13 protein-coding genes are annotated in these 23,059 nt (G+C 43.9%); 7 read left to right on the top strand and 6 right to left on the bottom strand.

The window, feature by feature from the left end:
* Positions 1 to 16 precede the first annotated feature (16 nt).
* Positions 17 to 1,366, bottom strand: coding sequence for a UDP-N-acetylmuramoyl-tripeptide--D-alanyl-D-alanine ligase (locus IXB50_RS06675; protein WP_215608251.1), 1,350 nt, complete (start codon positions 1,364 to 1,366; stop codon positions 17 to 19).
* A 572-nt stretch (positions 1,367 to 1,938) separates the two neighbouring features.
* Between IXB50_RS06675 and IXB50_RS06680 the strand changes: the two genes are divergently transcribed.
* The 3 genes from IXB50_RS06680 (at position 1,939) to IXB50_RS06690 (ending at position 5,336) form a co-directional block, all read left to right on the top strand.
* Positions 1,939 to 3,237: a hypothetical protein gene (locus IXB50_RS06680; RefSeq protein WP_215608169.1), complete on the top strand. Its 1,299-nt coding sequence runs from the start codon at positions 1,939 to 1,941 to the stop codon at positions 3,235 to 3,237.
* A gap of 410 nt (positions 3,238 to 3,647) precedes the next feature.
* Positions 3,648 to 4,709, top strand: a complete 1,062-nt coding sequence (locus tag IXB50_RS06685) for a type II secretion system protein N (protein ID WP_215608170.1) — start codon at positions 3,648 to 3,650, stop codon at positions 4,707 to 4,709.
* A 60-nt stretch (positions 4,710 to 4,769) separates the two neighbouring features.
* Positions 4,770 to 5,336: a TIGR04376 family protein gene (locus IXB50_RS06690; RefSeq protein WP_215608171.1), complete on the top strand. Its 567-nt coding sequence runs from the start codon at positions 4,770 to 4,772 to the stop codon at positions 5,334 to 5,336.
* Between the two features lie 25 nt (positions 5,337 to 5,361).
* Here IXB50_RS06690 and IXB50_RS06695 read toward each other — a convergent pair whose 3' ends face one another.
* From IXB50_RS06695 to IXB50_RS06715, 5 genes are all read right to left on the bottom strand, one after another.
* Positions 5,362 to 5,745 carry a single stranded DNA-binding domain-containing protein gene (locus IXB50_RS06695; RefSeq protein WP_215608172.1) on the bottom strand — a complete coding sequence of 128 codons (384 nt, stop codon included), beginning with the start codon at positions 5,743 to 5,745 and terminating at the stop codon, positions 5,362 to 5,364.
* Positions 5,746 to 5,943: 198 nt separating this feature from the next.
* Complete coding sequence (locus IXB50_RS06700; protein ID WP_215608173.1) at positions 5,944 to 7,095, bottom strand: cysteine desulfurase family protein; 1,152 nt, start codon at positions 7,093 to 7,095, stop codon at positions 5,944 to 5,946.
* Positions 7,096 to 7,100: 5 nt separating this feature from the next.
* Positions 7,101 to 7,481 (bottom strand): DUF4359 domain-containing protein, encoded by a 381-nt coding sequence (locus IXB50_RS06705; RefSeq protein WP_215608174.1) that lies wholly within the window; start codon positions 7,479 to 7,481, stop codon positions 7,101 to 7,103.
* A gap of 1,064 nt (positions 7,482 to 8,545) precedes the next feature.
* Complete coding sequence (locus IXB50_RS06710; protein WP_215608175.1) at positions 8,546 to 14,659, bottom strand: NACHT and WD repeat domain-containing protein; 6,114 nt, start codon at positions 14,657 to 14,659, stop codon at positions 8,546 to 8,548.
* The gene (locus IXB50_RS06715; RefSeq protein ID WP_215608176.1) at positions 14,656 to 15,954 is read right to left on the bottom strand and encodes an ATP-binding protein; all 1,299 of its coding nucleotides are present in this window, start codon (positions 15,952 to 15,954) and stop codon (positions 14,656 to 14,658) included. Before IXB50_RS06715 ends, IXB50_RS06710 begins: the two co-directional genes overlap by 4 nt.
* Before the next feature lie 329 nt (positions 15,955 to 16,283).
* On the opposite strand from IXB50_RS06715, the gene IXB50_RS06720 reads away from it, so the two are divergent.
* From IXB50_RS06720 to IXB50_RS06735, 4 genes are all read left to right on the top strand, one after another.
* Complete coding sequence (locus IXB50_RS06720; protein ID WP_215608177.1) at positions 16,284 to 18,101, top strand: Mu transposase C-terminal domain-containing protein; 1,818 nt, start codon at positions 16,284 to 16,286, stop codon at positions 18,099 to 18,101.
* A gap of 4 nt (positions 18,102 to 18,105) precedes the next feature.
* Positions 18,106 to 19,014 (top strand): AAA family ATPase, encoded by a 909-nt coding sequence (locus IXB50_RS06725; RefSeq protein WP_215608178.1) that lies wholly within the window; start codon positions 18,106 to 18,108, stop codon positions 19,012 to 19,014.
* Complete coding sequence (locus IXB50_RS06730) at positions 19,008 to 19,526, top strand: TniQ family protein (RefSeq protein ID WP_215608179.1); 519 nt, start codon at positions 19,008 to 19,010, stop codon at positions 19,524 to 19,526. The genes IXB50_RS06725 and IXB50_RS06730 overlap by 7 nt, the downstream gene beginning before the upstream one ends.
* A 146-nt stretch (positions 19,527 to 19,672) precedes the next feature.
* Positions 19,673 to 23,020, top strand: coding sequence for an HD domain-containing protein (locus IXB50_RS06735; protein WP_215608180.1), 3,348 nt, complete (start codon positions 19,673 to 19,675; stop codon positions 23,018 to 23,020).
* Positions 23,021 to 23,059 lie beyond the last annotated feature (39 nt).

Consider the following 23,059-nt stretch of genomic DNA (forward strand, 5'->3'; position numbering starts at 1 on the left):
GTCTAAGCCTGGGCATCTAACGGGCAAGTAAAGGATCTATCACCTTATCCATTTCCACAGACCGCGACGCCTTGAACAGAAGCCGATCGCCTGCCTGCAGCAATTGTTGTAGGTGCTGTGCCAGATCATGGTGGTTAGTAAATTGTTGATGTGGCACAGTCCCTGCGCCCTGGGCCATGGCCTCAGCCTCGGCCGGATCTGCCAAAATCAATAATTGGTCAATAGCCAAGGCTTGGACAGCTTCACCGATGCTCCGATGTAACTCAACGGATTTGTGCCCTAGCTCTTTCATCGTGCCAAGTACCGCAATGTGCCGCTTGCCGGGTTGATCTTTTAATAATCGTAAAGCGGCTGCCATAGATTCAGCACCGGCATTGTAAGTTTCATCCAACAGAATGATGTCGTTGTCTAGCACGTGGCGCTGAGCACGTCCTGCAGGCATTTCCACCTGGAGTCCCTGGGCTAAATGTTGCCAGTCGAGGTTAAGAGCCTGGAGCGTTGCGATCGCACTCAAATAGTTCAATGCATTGTGCTGACCCGCTAACGGTAACGGTAGAGCCACACCATCTACTGCTATGGTTTCCCCCTGGATTTGGCCATGAATATCGCCACCGGTCAATCCGTAGGTAATTGTTTTACCGGACCACACCCGAGCCGCCGTATCCATTAGCCTGGGATTATCGCGATTAAGCACGGCCACACCGTCAGCAGGCATATTTGCCAATAGCTCACACTTGGCATCAGCAATGGCCTGTTCTGAACCCAGGCGACCGATATGGGCCGTTCCCACATTGGTAATCACCGCCACATCGGGGTGGGCAATCTGCGCCAGCAGGGCAATTTCACCGGGGCCGCGCATCCCCATTTCCACCACAGCATAGTCATGGTCAGGGGTGAGCTCTAATAAGGTTTTCGGTACCCCAATCTCGTTATTAAAATTGGCACGGGTCTTATGAACAGTGCCATGGAGTCCTAGGGCCGCTGAGATCAGCTCTTTGGTGGTGGTTTTACCCACAGAGCCTGTAATGGCTATCACCGGTAGCCTCAGCTGCTGCCGCCACCAACGCCCTAGGGTTTGGTAGGCCACTAACGTATTGGGTACTTCAATGCGGGGACTGTTATCCGTGATCACACCTTGACGAGTAACGGCTGCGATCGCACCTGCCGCCATCGCCTGCCCTACAAATTGATGACCATCAAAACGCTCACCTTCCAAGGCCAAAAAGACATCCATAGACTGTAAAGTCCGGGTATCTGTACTGATATGTCCCACCATGGGTTCCAGCTGGTTAGGTAAGAGGGTATGCCTGACAAGCTCGTGACTAAGGGCTTCTAAAACCTGGGACATAGTGGCAAAGCTAGTCATAATCAGCGTTCTAAATAGGTTAAGCGCAACATCCTCATCAGCTTCAGCTGGACTACTAAACCTTGTCCAAGTCCAGAACGGTCGTTTTACCGTGGGAGAAACGACAGGTTTCAACTTGGACGTGGTTTATGTATAAGCTTGATGAAGACAAAACAGTGAATTTACAGAAGCTTTAGCAGAGCTTCCTTTAATCGCATACTATCCGAAAATCCCTGTAGGCTAAACTAAACAAAGCATAGGTCCAATGTGTATTGGAGCACTGTTATAGATTGAGAGGAGTGTTAGGCTATCCCCACGCAATTCACGCGGTGCATCACAAGTATTTAAGAGTGTTTCTACCGTTAATTTGTGCGGCTTCAGTTAAACCTTTGACAATCTGAGCTTGTCTGTGTGCTTACATACCTAAATTGCTAGGCCCTCAGTAATTTCAAGGTTTTTTGTAAGTTTTCATGCTGTCTTAGGTAATCATAAGCAGCTAAACTTGTAAAAGTTTGGCTGCGATTGTGGTCGCCATAAGTTTTTCCCTGTAGAGGTTTCTTTACATCCAAGGTGTATTTGCTGAGGTTTCACTGGTGAACGTCCAATCAAGCTATTCGCAATCTGACTATGGTGCGCGATTAGTTAGTCCGCAGGAACAAGTGCTCTACGATCATTGGCTTAGCTGTGTTAATTCAGAGCAACCAGATCTATTAGTTCAGCGCTTCAACGCTCTATTTATTGATGGCACTGGTTATGGTGATCCAGAGGTAGTGAGCAGTCTCGATACGATACTGCTGGATCGTCATGCTGATATGTACTTTCATCACATCCTGAATCGTTGTTGCCATATTCTGATAAACAAATGGCAAAAAAATAGAGAATGCCAGTTTGCCATTGCTGAATTGGTTAACTTATTTGAGTATTTTCCAAGCCAAGCTGTTCGAGAAGTATCGAGAGCCCGTTCTGTAAGACGTTTGCGGGATATCGTCTCCCAGTTTAGAAAAACTGAGCAGTACCTCATGCTCAAGCGCCTGGTGCAGGTCATGTCTCGGGAAAGTGATCCCAGGGTACGTTCTCGCCAGCCTTTAGGTACATTAATTGGCCGCTACCCATATTTATATGAGCACTGCTTGCTCAGCGAAGAGAGCCCTAAAGAGCAGAAAACCCATGTGCGCCGTATGCAACACCAGGCGCAAAGAAAGGTAGAACTTGACCTGTCTCAGTATGTCAATTATCGAGTGCGGCGGTCTCGACTCAAACGTAAAGGCCTGCTAAAAGAACAAGAGCAGTGGTTACGGCCATCACAGAATCCTACGCTCCTTAGCGATCGCGAGTTAGTCGATTCTCTACAGCAGTTTTCAGGGAAAGATGCCTACGGGCGTACCTATAACGATCTAGCACTACGCTTTCGGAACCAGTGTTGCGAGTCGGTCACCTTTAAATCATTTAAAGATGACTTTTACGAATACATTGTTTCAGGTGTTGATCCCGCCTATGGCCGTCAGCATTTTAACGATGCACTGTATCAGCATTTGAAGGATATCTATCCTGACAATGACAATCAGCGTCTCAATGATTTCTTGCTGGTACGCACCTGCTCCAACCTGTTTAATTTTCTAGTGGTTGACCCAGCAGGGTCTCACTCTCACTTTATGTTTATTGACCTGATCAATAATTTGGGAGCCACTTTGACGACAGGGCTGTTGCTAAGAATTCTGCTTTTATGTCGAAAAGTTAAGCCTTACCTCGAACGACGCTTATCCACTCTGTTTAGTCACTACGAAGCTGCCAAGCAAGACTCGGTAGGGTGGTTAGTCAAAATTCTGGAAACGCTAAATCTGGCCCTAAGTCTAACGTTTGGTCATCTTGATATCTCCCACGCTATAGCCTAAAGCGATCAATCTTGAGCGCATTGCTCGGCAGTATTGCGAGACAGGGCTGCGTGTGTCAAAAAAACGGTGATATGGCTAGAACTAACATATCGGGGGACGTTAGTCTTACCGAACAGGTATTCCTGTCAATACATTTAGACAATGGCATCGACGCTAGTCTGTAAAATCCTAAAAAATTAATATTCTGTTGACTCTATTTTTTGGGATCATCTATTTTTGCTGAAACCCTTGCCAGACAAAGGCAATAGCCTCAGTCAATAGAGTGAGCGAGTCAGAACTTTTCTATAAGATTCAATTTTTTATTTTCAGTTTGCTGTATACTCTGCTAACTTTCTAGGCAGCTTGCTTATGGACAATACGCTATTTTTGTCTGTCCATAGTCGCTACTGTCATATCGTACATGTCAAGTTATGAGCCAATCTAGACAGTCCAATGCCACAGCGGCTGCCCCTGCAGGTACTTCTCCAGAAGCTGACACTCTGGTTGAAGCTTATGCTGAAGATTTGATGGATGAAATCTTTGATGATGTCGACCGAATTTTAGCGGGTGACGAGTCTGCTATTTATGCTAGCTCTACGGCTGTTTCAGAAGGCTCATCCTCCTTGTTTAGCGCTGAAGCAGTCACGGTTCCGGCGATGATTGTACCGTTCACTGGGGAGCCATCAGTAGAAGCCAGGTCAGCAGCCCCCTTCTCAGAGGCTAATCCTGGTAGAACCAATACTGATAAAAAGACAGCCGCATCAGAGAAGCCTGCCAAGAAAAGACACTGGAGAAATTTTTTACTGGGTGCAGTGTGTTTATCTGCCTGCACTGGCTTAGGTATTTGGTGGATGCGACAGCAACCGTATCTACAATCCACAGCGGCTCCAGCTGTCCCAACAGCACCGGCAGTTTCTCAAGAAACCGCCTTTGGTGAGTACCTGCAGCGCTCGCTACGGGTAATTGGTGGCGAACGCACTGCTCAACGTGAGAGCCAGAAACCAGGTGTGTTGGCTACGGCTCCCGTCAACAATCCAGCAGGCACGCAAGCGCCCAAACAATCTGGTGGCGGGGTGATTGAGCGTGTATTTGTGCCTATGCTACAGCCTAATTCCACCAACCCATTGGCTACTCGTAATACTCCTGCCTCTCCATCTACAGTGACCAGAGGCTCTAGTTCTAGCACCTCTAGTTCCTCTAGAGCCTCTTTGCCTGCACCTACTATTGCCGGTCAGTCAAACAGCAATAACCAGTCCAATGGCAATGGGACTGTACCTAATATTGCGACTGCCAGTACCTATGAACTGGTAGGTGTTTTAGAGTTGGGTGATCGTTCTGCGGCGCTATTTGAGGTAGACGGCTCATCGCAGCGCGTTTACATTGGGGAAACCATTGGAGGCAGTGGTTGGAGTATCGTCTCCATTAGCAATGAAGAAGTTGTGGTACGTCGCAATGGCGAGGTGCGCTCTATATATATTGGCCAAAAGTTTTAAGGACAGGTTTTAGGGCAGACATGTCATGTATTGACGGCATGGAATTGGTATGGCAATAGTATGAGCATATTTGATGATTTCAGCCGCTTTCTAGAGACTCGCTTAGATGAGTTCCTCAAGGCGCATCCCCATTTGGAGATGATGGCCCTTGAAGAACAGTTACGGGGGCAAGAAGAGGATGCAATCTCAACCCTAGCCACGCTCAAACGTCGCGAAGCCGAACTTGAAACGGCAGTCTTAGACACCGCTAAAGACATTAAGCGTTGGCATGAGCGCATTGCCAAAGCAGAAGCTGCCAAACGGTTGGACTTGGTAAAGCCTGCAAAAGAACGAGAAGCGACGCTGCTACGTCAGGGTAATCATCTGTGGGGACAAATGAAAAGTGTTAAAGCACGACTAACTGAAACCCAAACCCTACAGCAACAAATTCATGCCAAACGCCAAGAGCTAAAAGCAAAAATTGCGAGTGCTCAGGCAACAGCACAGACACCACCTAAGGATTCGAGTACCACTGGATGGAACCAAGTACCGTTTCAGTCGAAACCCCTGGATCCTTTAGAGGAAAGCTTTCAGCGTTGGGAAACTGAAGCGGAACTAGAAGAGCTCAAACGGCAAATGGGCAGATAATACTCACATTAATTACAACATGATTTTAAGCCACGATATTGTAGGCAGCTCGTTGACTGGGATACCTGTCGTCTAGCCAACTTTTGACATCAACATCAATCACGTCCATAGTTAAGCCAGCTTTGGGCATGCCGTCTGCTTGCGATATGTACGGGCTAGGTTCGGCACTGCCAATGCAAATGATTGGCGACCCCTTTTTGAGAAAAGATAAGCTGCGCCAAGCAGCGGACCCCTCCCAAATATTTAGGTTCATCGCAAACGACCCATTACGATCTCTCAATCCACGGACATAAAGCGTGGCATCTGCAACTTTTGTTTGTCGACCGTTATCGAGAGCTACCGTTGTGATTGCCACATCAGTGGCTAAATTCCCACGCACGGTCCATGTGTTCAAAATGGCATTGGACATGGTTCATGCACCCTTGATGATATGGAGTTAACTATCTCAAAGTGCCCAACTAATTTGGCTAAGTTGATATGGCGATCGCAAACGTTCTTATACATCAGACTATCGACACAGCACCTGAGCTACATAAATCAAGGCTTCCAAAGCTATAAATAGTCTTGCCTCATCTGCTAGATGCTACATATTCTTTTACAAATAAGATTACAGTGTTCGTAATGTATTGATGGTTTTGACAACAGCTGAACCAACCTGCTCAATGTGTTGCTCGGTGGTAAAACGACCCAGACCAAAACGTAAAGAAGCATAGGCTAGCTGATCACTACGCCCCAGAGCTTTGAGTACATGGGACGGAGCCGTACTCATCGAGCTACAGGCAGACCCTGAGGAGAGGGCGACAATTGGCTGCAGTTCTAGAAGTAAGCGTTGGCCATCTACACCACTAAAGCTGACATTGAGATTACCGGGTAGGCGCTGGTGGAGATGACCGTTGAGATAAATGTCGGGGAGCTGGTTTAGGTGGGAGAGGAGTTGCGATCGCAACCCAATCAACCGTTCACTTTCCCCCACCATATCTGCCGTTGACAACTCAATGGCTTTAGCGAATCCTACTATTTGAGGTGGATATAAAGTACCTGAGCGCATCCCCCGCTCATGCCCACCTCCATGCAGTTGAGCCGCAAGATTCACCCGAGGTTGCCGCCGTCGCACATACAAAGCACCGATCCCTTTGGGACCATAGACCTTATGGGCCGTCAGTGACATCAAATGGATATGCTGAGCCTGAACATCTAGCGGCACCTTCCCAATAGCCTGAGCCGCATCAGTGTGAAATAAAATATCGTGCTCCTGGCATAGAGTCCCAATCTCCTTAAGCGGCTGCAACACACCAATTTCATTATTAGCGGCCATGACCGAAATTAAAATCGTTTCTGGTCGGATCGAATTTTTGAGTAGGGACAGGTCTACCAGGCCATCAGGATTCACAGGCAAATACGTGACATCAAACCCTAGGGACTCCAGATAGCGACAGGGATCTAATACAGCACTATGTTCTGTCTTGGCAGTAATAATATGTTTACCATGGCTAAAATAGGCCTCTGCAACACCTTTAATCGCCAGGTTATTAGCCTCGGTGGCACCACTGGTAAAAACAATCTCTTCAGCCTGGGCATTAATGGCGTTTGCAATCGTTGCACGACTCTTTTTGACAGCGGCGTCAGCCTGCCAACCGTAAGCATGGAGACTGCTAGGATTGCCAAAATATTCTGTAAAAAAAGGCAACATTGCATCAACAACACGCCGATCTACCGGTGTAGTTGAATGACAATCGAGATAGATAGGAGACTCCGCCACGAGATTTACCCTATTGTTTGTTGAAGGGGAATAAATCGATTAAAAATTCCTAGGATTCTCACCCGTACAGCAGGGATTTCGGTAGTGTAGAGACTACATATCCAAAAATTCTGACGCTGGGTGTTATCTTCGATAAACTCTTCCAGATCGTCTTGGCCTACCAAACGACCTTGTTCAATCGCCGTTTCACAGATGTCGCCCAAGGCTTTGCCCAAATCTCCCAGCCAGCTATCTAGTTCTTTAGCCTGGCAAAATGATGAACGGACTTCATTTTGTAGGGTTTCTGCTGCAAAGGCGTTGTAGCGATCTTGATTGGGATTAGTAACGATTAGCGCGACTGCTAATGCACTTAATCCTGCCATACCTAGGAACGCTTTGACTTTCATGATCCTGCAGCAATGCCCTCGATAATTTACAGTTGCCTTACCGTTCTAGCATAGGCAGGTTCAAGGTTATTCCAGAGCAGAAATTATATATCCAACACAGATTGCAAATAACCACTACAGACAAACAAAAGACAGCTATAGCTTTTCTATGGCCAGAAAAGCACGATTTAGACTAGAAAAGCTATGAAAGATAGCAGATATTAGTGCATTATTGAATAATTTGATAGCTGGATCATTGAGAGACCAATATCTACTAGCTGGGTAATTTGAGTATTATCAATGTCAATTCCGGTCATGCTCGAAGGTTAGAGAGGCTGGTACTTCGCAGCAAAAGTCGAGGTGCTTCTTACACCACTCCTTAATCACGCATAAAAACGCGCAAATACTTCTTGCAAAACACGCATGCGTATTTAATCGCTCATAAAAACCTGCAGCCTTTCTGAACGGAGGCTTGTGGAATATGCGTCATGACGCATTTTAATTGTACATTAAAGAGTTAATTGTCTACCTTTAAAGATTACTTGGCATTTGGCTTGAGCGTTGAAATTGCTTATCAAGCAAGTACTTCAGCTCAAATTACACAAAATTTTGATCCGTTATTTTTTCAGGAATTAGTTGACTATTTCTACTCAGGACGGTCAGAGCTTTCAGGAACTAGTTGTCTTTTCTTACTTATTTATAAGGCCTTTAGGCCAAAGCTCTATCTGATGCAATTGCTATCGTTTTGCGCTGGAAAGACTACAAATCGAAGAATCGTTGCCTGATGTGGCTTCCGGAAATTATGGCTGCAAATTGATACCGTCTATTGGTTGTCATGGTAGGAAATTGCATTCACTGGACCGCGCCACGGATATTCAATGAGTTGCTTGCTTGTCCATTGCTTTTTCCGTGTCTGAATTCTATAGCAAAGGCAATCTAAGGATTTTGTAAAGTTCATCTTGAATAAGTCACGACGTTATCTAAGAGGTCACCATAGCTGCGAGCTCCTAATAGAGAAGCAATAAGCAAACACCACTGCCTATAAATCTAGGCTGAAGGACTAGATTTATCCGCTGCATGGTGGATCATTCTTTTCTAAGTTCTTGGAGGAAGTCTTCGGTGAAGATAGTTTCGCCTGCTTGCAGGGAATAAATCCATTCTTGGTGCTGGCGCTTGCGACGAGGGGAACTGTCATTCCAGTTAATGTAGGCCTGGAAGTCTTCGATGGCTCCAGCTAAATCCCCGTTTAAGGCGCGGGCAATTCCGCACATACTGAGATAATCGCCATTTTCAGGTTGATATTGAAGAACTGCCTCACATGTACGAAGAGACACTTCAACTTCCTTTCCTAAAAGGCTGTTCCAAAAAAGCCTGGACCACTTATCAGTAGAAATATCAATTTCTGAATCAAGCTTCTGAGCAACCACAAAATAGAGTAATGCAAGTTCAAATAAGCTTTCCACAAGAGCCTCTTGGCCATCACTTAGAAGATTGGCCGCAAGCCACTTTTGAAGAACAAAATCTAGATTCTGCTCAGTCTCTGAAGTTTGAGGGAAAAGATCAATATTAGGTTCAATAACTCTGTACTTTTCTAGAAGCATACGTGATTCTACATAGTGTTTCGGGTCTTCTATATTTGCGAGAAATTCACTTGCTATATCGTCAGGAAATCGCTTTGCATCTACATTTATAGCTGCAGTTTCCTTCGCAATTAATTCACTTGCTTTTGCAAAAGCACTTGCGTGAATATGAACTTTGGGACAAGTTTTTTCATATGTTTTAGGAGTACCAATGTATCGCTCCCAAATATTCATTGGTAAATTCTGCTGTATCCGCTCACAAATATTATCTACTATTTCAGCAGTGCTTAATATCGGATGAATTTGAAAATTTTGCTCACCTTGAATAAGTAAATAGCGAGCATTAGGACTAAAATCGAGACGGTCTATAGAAAGATCACTGGTAAGAGTCTGAATCTCTTCTAATGTAGAAAGTAAGATGAGTCGAACAGTACCGTTTCTACTGGCTGTAGCAAGATATTGATTGTTACTGCTAAAACTAAGGTTAGTGACATCCCTTATATTTCTAAGAGATCTGATTTCACGACCACTATTAATCTCAACCAGCTTAACGGTTCCGTCTATGTTATTTACAGCAATAAACTGACTATTAGCAGTGAATACAGCCTCATCGACTGCTATCCCATACTCTAGGGCTCTGATTTCTCTACCACTGAAAACATCTATAATATTTACAATATTTCCTTCATTAATCAAGGCAAGATACTTGCCGTCTTGGCTAAAGAGAACATTCTTAATTGGCTTCTTATATTCAAAAGTTTTAATCTTTTTACCGTCAAAAGATCTAACTAAATTAGTCTTGCCATCCTGGCTAATCATAGCGAGGTGCTTGCTGTCTGGACTAAAGAGAACATCTTTGATAAAAGCTCTGAACTTAAAGTTCTTTATTTCTTCGCCGTTTGAAGTTTTTATTAATCTAGCTTGCCTGTCTTCACTATAAGTAACAAGGTATTTATTGTCGTTACTATAGATTGCGCCTCTTATATATAAACTATGTTTAACAGTTTTAATTTCTCTACCGCTACGGCTCTCGATTAAAGTAACACTATCATCAGAACTATTAACAGCAAATTGGTGACCGTCAGAGCTAAAACTAACACCTCTGACAGACGCTTCAAAGTTCATTTCTTTAGTCATTTTTCCAGTAGAAGCTTCAACGAACAAGACTGTACCGTCTCTACTGCTGACGACAAGATTAGTGCTATCAGCATTAAAGTCAATGCTTGTAACTGGAAAATCAAATTTTAGAACTTTTTGAGTGTCTGTGTCTGTCGACGTAATTATGCTAACAACTCCATCAACGTTTAAAGTTGCAAGATATCTACCATCCTCACTGAATTTCACCTTTCGGATAGGCCCTTTAGAGTCGTAAGTTTTAGCGTCACTGTCGTTAGATACCTCAATAAAACTCACAGAAGTCTTCCCAACTACTGTAAAGTAAAAACGGTTTTCAATAGAGCTTAAAGCATAATTAGATCCTGAACGCTTGTGGGGCCAATCATCATATAAATAGCCTGCGCTAAGCCCATCATATTTGATATTTTCTAGCTCTTGATCACTGACACTATCAATAAGTTTGACTTTTCCTACGTTATCCAAAGTGATTAGAAATTGGCCATTTTCACTAAATTTCCAATCCCGAATAGGTAACTTAGATTGAACCGTGGTGAGTTCTTGACCGTTAGTACTATTTATGAACTTGACCGTCCCTCCCTCATCCTGAATAGCCAGGAATTGACTATTTTCACTAAATTCCCAGTCCCGAATAGGCAACTCAGATTGAACCGTAGTGAGTTCTTGACCGTTAGTACTATCAATGAGCTTGACTGTCCCTCCCTCATCCTGAATAGCCAGGAATTGATCGTTTTCACTAAATTTCCAATCCCGAATAGGCAACTCAGATTGAACCGTAGTGAGTTCTTGACCGTTAGTACTATCAATGAGCTTGACTGTCCCTCCCTCATCCTGAATAGCCAGGAATTGACTATTTTCACTAAATCTCCATAACCGAATAGGCAACTCAGATTGAACCGTAGTGAGTTCTTGACCGTTAGTACTATCAATGAGCTTGACTGTCCCTCCCTCATCCTGAATAGCCAGGAATTGACTATTTTCACTAAATCTCCATAACCGGATAGGGGACTCGGATTGAACCGTAGTGAGTTCTTGACCGTTAGTACTATCAATGAGCTTGACCGTACCTCCCTCATCCAAAGTGACTAGAAACTGACCGTCATCACTGAATCTCCAATCTCGGATAGGCGACTCAGATCGAACCGTGGTGGGTTCTTGACCGTTAGTACTATCAATGAGCTTGACCGTGCCTCCCTCATCCTGAATGGCCAGGAATTGACCATTTTGACTAAATTTCCAATCCCGGATAGGTAACTCAGATTGAACCGTGGTAGGTTCTTGACCGTTAGTACTATCAATGAGCTTGACCGTACCTCCCTCATCCAAAGTGACTAGAAACTGACCGTCATCACTGAATCCCCAATCTCGGATAGGCGACTCAGCTCGAAACACAATGAGTTCTTGGCTACTAATACTATCAATAAGTTTGACTGTTCCAGCTTCATCCAAAGTTACCAGGAGCCGACCGTCATTACTGAATTGCCAACGTCGGATAAAAGTTCTGTATGGGATAATCTTAATCTGGCTCGGTAGTTGTTTTAAGTAACTGCGTAATAATGCCTCTGTTTCTAAAGTTGGATGCTTTAGACGGTTAAGCTGATTAAAAGCTTCTACTGCTAACAAAACAGCTTCTGAAAAGTTAGATGAATCATCAGTTTGTATACGCTCGGATTGTGCCATGAGTTGTTGTGCAACAGCTACTAATTTTGCCTGCTCAGATTCAGCAACTAGCCGATTCGCTTGAATCGCAGCTTGCCATGCAAAGATTGCAAGTCCTGCAAATAATGCTGTAGCCCCCAATGCCCCTCGCAAAGTCCATCTTTGAAATTGCTTTCGTCGTTCCTCTTCTTGACGTTGTCTTTCTTCAGCAGCTTGCTTATCTTGTACCAACTGCTGAAGTTGTTGACGATAATCAGCGTTATATCTTCGTCGAATTGGCTCTACCAGGTAGTCATGTACTAACTGGTAGCGGTCTTCAGGCTTCTGAGGCCAACGCACGACCAAGCCTGCCCCCACTAGCACAGGCAAAATGTCTTGCTCCAGCGATACCGCTGATGTTCCCATAAGTTGCTGATAATCTTCCAGAGCGGCTGAAAGCTCCTCTTGGGTAAGCAATGGACGAGTGCCATTCTCTTGAGTCAGGGCAACTAGCACTTGCCAGGCTGCATCCATATTTTCAGGACCACAGTCTTTCACAACAGCCTCAACCCAACGTTCCGCCAAAAATAGCTTGGGATTGTCACCCAGTTCCTGATATTGAGCTAGGGTTACAACCCCCTCAGCCTCTAGCTGAGCTCCAACTACCTGTAACTCCACCGGGCGGATGTGTCCTAGTTCATTGGTAAGGCTATCTACAAGTGCATCTACCAAGTCATTATCCAGTTTTGGTGTGGTGCGCTGAGACAGTTCTGTAATAACTGAACGCGCAATGGATGGCGTAAAGTTTTCAATGCGCTGCCTCTGTTCTCGACTGAGAAAATCAAAACCCAGATCTTTGACATAATCTTCAAACTCCAGCAGTTCATGTAGATAGTCCTCCCTGAGAGAGAAAATCACCTTCACAAACTGAATTTCAGTGCCTTTGAGGCAGTCTCGCAAAAACTCATAGAATTGCTGCCGTTGGGCAGGCTGCTTGCAAATAAAGAAAAACTCTTCAAACTGATCAAAAACCAGCACCGTAAGCAGACGATTCTTCGCATTCTGCCGAAGTTGCATCTTGAGCTGAGCTGCAGTTTTTGGAATCGATTTCAAACGAGTATCGGGATAAGCCACTAGGGCTGAATAAAGGGCTTCCCCTAATCCGGCTTCCCAATCGCTATAAACCCTAACCACAACAGTCAACGCACGGCGATCACGCAGTTGCTTATCCTGCAGTGCGGGCACTAGTCCCGCCCGTACTAGAGAGCTTTTTCCCACTCCAGAAAGCCCACACAACACAGTCAGCTTATGGCGCGGTTGACTAACCCGCACATTCACTAATGTATCAATATCGCTTTGACGTCCCGATGCCACAAACGAGAAATGGGTTTCTGACATCGGATCCGCCACGTTGGGGGCTTGGAGCTGGCCTGCACCAATAAACGCCCGCATCTGAAACTGATATTGGATACCGCGACGTTCTTGTTTGATTTCAAAGGCTCGACGGTATTTCTTTGCTTCGGAATAAAGTCCCCTCAGTTGCTCCAGTAACTGTACAAAGGCCTCAGGATTAGCCCTGGGGCTACGGCTACGGCGAACGGTTTCAATATGTTCAATCGCAACGACTTTCTGACCTTGCTGTGCTAATGCTTCCGCCTGTTGCAAATAGAATCTGATGGGTACTGTCTGAAAAGAGATGTGTTCTGACCAAATTTTGATCGCCTGCTCTGCATGGGCCTGCATCTGGGGCCAGTCTTCCTCGTGTTGAGAAACCTCTGCTTGCAAGCTCCAATCACGGGCTAGCTCCAATGGCTGTTTCGCATGTAGAGTTTTCCACTCTGATAATTGTTTGGCCAGCTCGTCCCAGTCTTCCAGCTCCACCAAAACACACCCTAAGCTACCCACAAACCGGGCCAATAAATCTGATCGCTCTGCTACCTCAAAAGCTACTAAACACGCTTGACGTTTTTCTTTGGCAATCTTCCAATTACCCCGATGGGCGTAGCACACACTACAGTAAAACTGAGCCAAGCCGACTCCCAGGGTGTTCTGTGCAGTTTCCCAGTGCCTAAGACTGGCTTCATAGTGGGCCAGAGCGGCTTCACAAATATTTGGATTGGGTCTGGGAGTTTCTCCGTATAGGCTAGAACCACGGTTTAGCTCGACACTGCCCAGAATATCTGGAGGCAAAGACACATTACATTGGGCAAGCGCAACCATAGCAAACTCGGATTCTCGCACCTCTTGAGGGGTTAACACTTCAGTCAGTGGTGTGAAGGCAGCGTGCTGTAAAGCTCCTTCTACATAGCGATCACAAGTAGCCTGAAGCTTCATCAACAGAGTGTCCGTATCCCAGTCGAAAAGAAGTGTAGTGGCTCCCCAGCTTTTGAAATCGGGCATTCGCTTGCGAATCTTAACTAAGAGATGGTCATCGACCCAGAGCAACACCGGGAAGGGAAAGTGTTGACGAAAGGACTCCCGCAGATAGTTTGCATCTGCCAGCACATCATCGACTTTGTCTACAGTATTCAGGCCCACTATGGACACTGCTATGGCCTGAGTATCCCCTCTCCGGTTAGCAATAGCATCGTACATAGAAGTTTCTGTCGGAGACAGTGTCAGCGTCACCAAAGATATATCTTGTAACTCTAACTTTTCACAAAGTTCTGCCAGCAAGTTCTGACGCAGGTCACTGTAGTTACATCGCGCAAACAGCAGCGAAAACTCTCCTTGTCCTAGGTCAATCGACCTAAGCAACTCCTCCAAAATCCCAGCATTGTCTGTTTTAACAGCAGGGCTCCTACCGCTGACTTGACTAGGAGTGATGGAGCAATCGGTTTCGCTCATTGTAGTTTCGGCACCTCGGTTAACAATGGATTAACATCGAACCAGCGGCCATTGTCATCAGTGCGATATTCAAACACAAATAAACTACGCAAGAGGCTATGATATTCATCCTCTCCAGTGACCGCATTAGTCTGCGTGACCTTTTCCAGAAGTGCCCATTCATCTTCTGTCACCGAAACCAACAACTCATCTCGAGCTTCTCGAATTGTTCGCTCTACACTGTCCCGTTGAATCGGTAGCTGTTTAGTTTTGCGTAAGCAACTCACTGTGAACCCGAGTAGGTTGCGTACATGCCCCCCACTCATCTGACACAATCGATCTAGCGTTTCCGAGGAGTCAAACAATTCCGTTACTGACGCTTCTCTAGTCTCGGGAGCCAAATCTGGAAAAGCTCGAGACAATACCAACTGCCGTAACTGAGCCAAACCCGCTCCGTTCCGCCTATAAACTGGTATCATCGGCAAAACTAAGGGACTGCTGCCGTTGCCTAAACGGTTTTTCAAGGCTTGTTGCTCATTGGAAAACATCAGCGACAGGGGAATTGTATACACCACGTGGCAGTCTAACTGCCCTAACTGTTCGCCTCTACCAATAAAGAGATACTCCGGCAGAGTTTTGCCTGAGTCCAGTCGTCGATCATCAATACGATCCAGATTATCGATAATGATAGCTAGCCCTGCTTTACCCTGCTTACACAAAATGTCTGTCGCTGGTTGCAAAATTTCTTGGTTCAACCCGGCAATAAGACTTTCTGTCTGAGGTTCAAGATATTGCCGGAGTTGATTGCGCAAGGACGGGCTATCTTTGGCTTTGGCTGTCAGCGTGCCAAGGCCCCAAAGCGAGACTTCGGTCTCTACACTGATATCAATCGGGGTGTTTAAAAAGGTGACACACTCTTGCAAAAGGTTACGGAAATATCCGCCTCTAAGGCTAATTCCTGCATTTTTGAGACTAGTACTCACTTGATGGGCAGTCGCCAACAAAATGTCGCTGACATCAATATCCCCCATTGCCAAACTCTGACTCGACTCGAAATAAACCACATGAAAGCCTTCTTCTTCCAAACTGGCTTTAAGTCTTAGCAACTCTGTCGACTTGCCACAGCCAATATGCCCGGAAAATAGCTGGCAGGTAGGTCCATCTGTCCAAGTAATAGTTTTCGCCAACTCCTCAGCAATTTCTGCACCCCTCAACTTCGAAAAATCGATGTAATACTTGCGATCTTGTTCATGCTTGCAATTAAGTGTCTTGGCTGGATTGCATGCCCGAAAGAAATCCCGGAGATTAACTGACATTGCTTTAGTTATTAATCAATAAACATACGGTCCGCTAAACATAAATACGGTTCAAGCAGGTGTTCTACGCACTTTTGCCTTCAATGATTATGATTGTGCATCAGTAAAGCTCTTACTACTCGCTTCCTCTTCCTTCGCAGAGGATAATACGGCTTATGTGAGTTAATCGCTGAAATGGCGTGGATACGTCAAAAATGCCCAACTTCCTAATTTTTCAGTTGCCTGAAACCCTTGATATACAAAGGCTCAATTTAACTCACTTAATGCGTATAATGTTTTATTATGATAAAGCACTCTTCCTTTTCTGAACCCTGTTAAACCTTCCGGTTATGCAGGAATTATTAGAAGCTTCACTAATTGACACTCAGCCTAGCAATTCTGCTGCTGCTAGTCTACAGCAGCGCAAGTGTATAGCAGCCCAGATGAAGGATGCAGAAGCTAAGCGTGAGTTCCTCCTCAAGATCGATGCGATACGAGATATCAGTCAAGCGTGTAGGAATACGAGGCGCTCCCGCATTAAATCTTGGGCCAAAAAGCTTGGTAAAAGCCCCAGAACGTTAGACCGTTGGTATCAGGCCTTTCGGCAGGAGGGTTGGAGCGCTATTGTGCCATCTGTTCGTTCTGATAAAGGCAAGATCCGAGGTAGTAAGGCTTGGAAGCCTAGTACCGAGTATTGGGTCAAGTTCATCGAGAAAACCTATAAAGACGGCAATCGTCATAGCCGTCGTATGAACCGAAATCAGGTTTATAACCAGGTCAAAGGCCATGCCACTTTGCAATTGGGCCTCAGTGATAAGGAATACCCCTCACACGTTTTCGTATACGAAGTATTAGAGCCTCTAGCGAATAAGCCTAAAATTCGTCACCCTGGTCAGGGACCGGGGATTATGATCCAGACGACGGAAGAGGTGTTAAAGGTCGAGTACAGCAATCAGGTCTGGCAAATTGACCATACCTGTCTGGATACCTTGCTCACAGACGAGCAGTATGAAATTGCTGGCAGTCCTTTCTTAACCACAATCATTGATACCTATTCAGGTTGTGCTCTGGGCTTTTATCTGGGCTTTGAGTCTGCAGGCTCCCATGAGGTGGGTATTGCCTTGCGACACGCCATCCTGAAAAAAAAGCATGGGCCGGAGTATAAGCTAACGAAAGACTGGGAGCCCTATGGCTTACCTGATTACATCGTCACGGACCGAGCAAAGGAATTCAAATCAACGCATCTCACTCAGGTTGCAGCTGACCTAGATGTCAAACTTCGATATCGTGCCTATCCTGAGCAAGGCGGGATGATTGAGAGCCTATTTGATAAGAATAATAAAGAAGTGCTTTCGCTTCTCCCTGGCTATACGGGATCAAATGTACAAAAACGTCCTGAGAACGCTGAGAAGTATGCTTGCGTCACTTACGAGGAGCTAGAGCAAGTTCTGACCCGGTATTTGGTTGATCACTATAATCACCACCACCATCCAAGAGCGCGTGACCAAACTCGAAACCAGCGGTGGTGGGCAGGTTTGCGTGGAGGGAAACCCCGAACAATCGATGAACGCCGTCTCGATATCTGTCTCACGAAAACAGTGTCCCGCAAGGTGCAGAAACGCGGATCAGTCCTGTTTGAGCGTTTGGTTTATCAGGGCGACTGGCTGGAGGAGTACAAAGGGCAACACGTTATTCTGCGATACGACCCTAGAAATATTGCAACGTTATTGGTTTACAGCGCAGAAACTGACCATGAACCATCACGCTTTCTCGGTACTGTAAAAGCCAGAGATTACGAGGGAGACTACCTCGACATCAAGGATTGGAAAGAAACTAAAAAAGGCATTCGGACTAAGGGCAAAGCTATTGATCAGGCGTCAATCCTTTCTGAGCGGATAGACCTGAATAAATTTGCTCAGGAAAAAATTAAAACTCTAAAGCAGCGACGTCAGGCTGAGCAGAAGCGAATTGACCAGAAATCTAAGCCTACTAATGTGATTGAGCTGCATCCTACAGCTACAGTAACTTCTGATGAGCCAGCTCCAGAGACTATTGAGGATGCCGCTAATTATGACAAACCTATTCTTAAAGTGGTGCCTGAGCAGAAACCAGAGAAGGTTTCTGAGATAATTGCCTTTGACTGGAATGAGTTGATGAACGACGTATAGCTTCATGGGCCAGCAGAACCCAGCAACTAAGCAAGCTGACAGTGGCCCAGAGAAGTCGCTGCCAGTTTTACTGGGAGCTGAACCGGTAAGGTCACAAGAGCTACAGGCAGAAATCGACCGCATCAGCCAAAGTGATATTTTCGATGTTGCCCAGCGCGATCGCACCCTATTTGCCTGGTTATCATCCCAGCGCGATGCTCGGCTGAATGGGTTCGTTATTTCTGGCTGCTATGCAGACTTACGCAAAAGCTGTCGGTTCTATCAAAGACTTTACGTCCAGAAACGGGGACACCTCTACACGGTTCCGGCCCCTGTCATTTATGTGGAAGTTACCCAGTATGGTACACCAACGGACTTATATCGGAATATTCTGCGGGAGCTGGGTAACCCATTTGCAGAGGTGGGACGGCTGGCAAACCTGAGAACTCGGACCTGGGGCACGCTGAAATCCTACGATGTGCGGTTGCTAGTACTAGGGAAAGCAGACTATCTCAGTTACAAAGCATTCAATGAGCTGATTGAACTGACACGCAATCTCAAAATCGCTATTGTGCCAGTGGGTACTCCCTATCTGAATGACATTCTGACCCGTAAGACCAGACGGTATGCAGATATTGCTAATACGTTTCTAGAGCGGCATGATTTTCCTCCATTCAGGAAGGCCGATACTGCTGGGATTATTAAGCAGTGGGAAGCGCAGGTTTTGAAGGAATGGTCGCAGCCATTGAAGCTCTACGAGGATGAGCAGGCTGTCAGCTTTTTGCATATGAGGTCTGGTGGGCATGGGGAGGCACTTTATGACATGCTTCGCAAGGTTGCGATTCTGAAGCTGGATAATCCGTCGTTGAATCTCGATGTGAATGAGCTGGCTAAAATTCTGGATAGTCGAGATGTTCCGGCAAACAAATGGTGACGGGCGATTCTGAGGAACAGCGACCTGCTTGGTATCTGGAACCGTTTGAGGGTGAGAGTGTTAGCCATTATTTTGGTAGGTTTCGGCGTCAGCCTGCGGTGAGCATTTCTAACCCTGCTAGGTTAAGTCGTCTTGCAAAAATGGGGCCTGTCCTGTCTCGTTGGGAGCAGTTTTATTTCAATCCGCCACCTACACAGACTGAGTTGGAAGCAATAGCAAAATTGATCAGCTTAGATGTGGAGAAGCTGATGGCGCTGTTTCCGCCATCAGGGGAGCGGACATTACATCGGTCAACTCGGCTATGTGCAGCTTGTTATCGAGATGCGCCGTATCATCGGATGGAGTGGCAGTTTCAGTCAGTGGCGGGATGTGAGAAGCATCGGTTGCGATTGCTGTCGCGATGTCCGGCCTGTGATACGAAGATTGCTTTGCCGCGAGATTGGGAGCTGGGAGCTTGCAAGCAGTGTGGGATGAAATTTGTGTCGATGGTGAAGCGGCAGAAGTGCTATTGATATTTGATGAATTGGCAACTATCAGTACTGCTTAAGTAATGCCTAAATTTTTGCCAGATTAACTTCGGTCTAGTTAGTTGCATTATTGGTTTTCAAGCATTTTCTTAAGGTATTCAATTATCACCACACACGTACAACTGAGCAAAATGACACAGGCATACTTTAGTGCTAAGGTTTCAACCCAAGCAATAGAATCAGAACATTTAAACAGTCATAATCGGCCTCCTAAATATCAAAATCAGAATTGTTTTCCGTATAGTGCTCTTCCCAGCAGTCGAGATTTTGAGCGCTTAATTTATTGTTTATATGCACATCCAAAAACTTTAGAGAAAGCAGACTGTTTTTATGATGAAGCCTTGCTCATGCAAGGCACACATGACAGAGGACGTGATATTTGGCTAAAAAGGGCTGCTCAGAGTGTTGGTTTAGTCCAGTGCAAAAAGTACAAAAAAACCATAAGAAAGACCGAATTATCAAAAGAAATTCTTAAATTTGTGCTTCATAGCATAAAAGACCACAGCTTAATGAGTTTATCGCTAGAGAAGTTTGAATATCACATTGCCGTAAGTACAGGCATTGATGAACATGCACAGAATTATATTTCTGATTTCAACAGCAACATCTTTAATAAAGAGGAGATTACAAATTGGTCCAAGGATGTAATCAAAGAATATTCACACCTAAAATATCTAAGTTTTGATGCAATAGAAAAAGATATTTTTGACAAGCTGAAAAAGATTCATATCACTCCAGTTTATCCAGAAGAGATAGACTTACGCCTGTATGAAAAACAGGATATATTAAAGCTGTTTTTTCAAGTTGAGTCAGTTATAGATATCGAGACCTTCGAAGAAGTTTTGGAGCGTCGTCAACAAAAAGAAATTAGTTTCTCTGAAACGTTAACGTCGATGGAAGACAGGCTTCGTGAACTAGATAAAAGCCTATTCCAGAAACTCGAATCAATCAAAATTGAAGCGCAAAAGCTATATAATAAATATTCAGGAAATTGCCTTGAATATTCAGATCATAGAAAAGAACATCAAGAAAGCTTAATTCGCATTGTTTCAGGGACAATTATTAGTAGAGAATTACTGTCAGAATTGAATAAATATGAGCTATTTGTGCTATCAGCTAGCTGCTACTTAACAGATATTGGTGTTTGCCAAGATGACAGAAAACTATTTGATGAATTAGATTTAAATTATTTACTACCACATGAATCACTATGTGACAAAGTACGTGAGCGGCATCACGAATTATCTCAGGCATTTATACTTGAACGGTATAGATCACTCAAAATACCTGAAAAATATAGTGAGGCAATTTCTTTAATATCTAGCGTTAGCCTATCAACTGTAAATGAAATTACTAATTCCTATAAATATCAATGGGAATTTGAAGTTGATAAGTTTGAAAGGGATAAAATCTGTATCCCATTGCTAGCGTTCATACTCATTTTGGGTGACTTGCTGGATATTGATTTTACTAATACTGAAACAATTCTAAAAAAATACGTAGAGTTTTCAGACTTTTTAACTTCTAAACTCCTGTGGGAAGAAGTTGAAAATCTAATTCAAATATCGCCACCATCACACGATAATGGGCGTTTAAAGTTTCAAGGTGAAATAAATAATCAAATCCTTTTTTTAGGAATATCTGAGCGTATAGAAAGTATTCGAAAAGTTATTTCAAAATGCGATGAAACTTTAAGAAAGAACCCAAAAAATAAAACCATCGACATCAAATTTATTGATAACGAAATAGCATCACCTTTTAAAAATAATTTTGGCTTTAGTCTTGAATATGAGCATATCCTGTCGACGTTTTTAGGCAAAAAAATCTATAAAGATGAATATATTGGGATTCGTGAAGTTATTCAGAATGCAATTGATGCCTGTTTGCTAAGAGAGACAATTGAAGAAGAAGTCTATCAACCTGAAATTACTGTTGAATTAGACGGTGATTTGCTTATTGTCAAAGACAACGGAATCGGAATGGATAGACATATTCTCAAAGAATACTTTGCAAAAATAGGGCGCTCCTATTATAGAGATAATAACGTTAAAAACTCAATAGGTCAGTTCGGTGTAGGTGTGTACGCCTACTTTATGCTTTGCGACCACTTCACTATAGAAACTAAGACATATCAATCTCAAACTTTTAAGCTAACAATCTCACACAACATGCCTTATGGCTTTTATTTTCATGAGGTCGATAATCGAGAGATTGGAACAACTGTTTGGCTTCCAATCAAGCCTGAAATTTATATCACTATCAATAGTCTATCTGAATATATCAATAGGACATTTAAATACTCTCCAATAAGAATTAAATTTTCAAATACCAAGGAAACAATTGAATTTACAGAGTTTAGCCTGAGCAAAGAATCAATCATTGAAAGTTGTGTAAAACTTCCTTATCAGGAGGAGTTCAAGGCATATATTTATATAAATATATGCCTTGAAACAGAGCATGCTGTTGGCTCAATAGGTTTATTTATACCTCCTAATTTTTCAGATCCAGAAAGCTTTAATCTCCGCAAAAAGGGTACGAGTCTCAAGATTTTTCAGCGCGGTGTTTATGTTAATAAAATGACTCATTTTTCTGGCGAGATCAACCTTAAAACACCTTTGCCTCTTATGGTTGATCGTGAAAATTTTGAAGATACTCAAACGATATATGAAATAGTTGATGATTTTGAGATAGAGTTACTAAAAGAAATATTAAATTCACAAGAGTCGGAAGGTCCCTTCAGTAATACTTTCACCGACTTCTATCTATTTAATTTCTATGGAAACCATAAAGTCTCAAGAGAAAAACTTGAATTCATGTCAAATATTTTTTCTATTCAACTTTTCTCTCAAGGAAAACTATTTTTAATCAAGCTAAATCAGCTACAGTCATTTGATATTTTAGGAATACATATCCGAAGAGATACTTCGGATTCCAATTTACCAATTGAAGAGTTAGCAAAGCTAAAAATTCCTTTTATATCTGTTATTCCGTTTGTTAATGCATCTTTTTTCAAGCGCTATCTATCATATTTGGATTTCGGATATCGAATTTTAAATCTTGAGCATTGCTCTATCATTTTGGCTAGCTGTCAACACGAGGAGTATGAATCCAAATTGCGGCAGAGCGGAGCATTAATTATCCCTTTCGAAGACAACACATTATGCACAAGTGTTCCACTACTTGGAGAAAGTGAATATATCAATGTAAATCATCCACTAATTGAACACATTGAAAATAATATTGATAGATACTATTCTGAAACAAATTTAAGGCAAGCTATTGATCAATTCTTAGATGAATTAATGAACATTATTAAGAGTGCATATCCACCAAGTCAATTTGGTGCTGGTCAGAGAATAGGTTTATGGAGATTAAATCCCTTTCTAGAAAAAATAAATGCGTACTTTGGAACATCATTTCAGCTCTCAGAAGATGATTTTCCATCTTGGATGCATGAGCGTATTTCCTCTAATAAATAAACTTGTTTTCCGAATAAAAGAGTATTTTTGTCTCATTAA

The organism is Leptothoe spongobia TAU-MAC 1115 (assembly GCF_018739885.1).
Classification (GTDB): Bacteria; Cyanobacteriota; Cyanobacteriia; order Phormidesmidales; family Phormidesmidaceae; genus Leptothoe; species Leptothoe spongobia.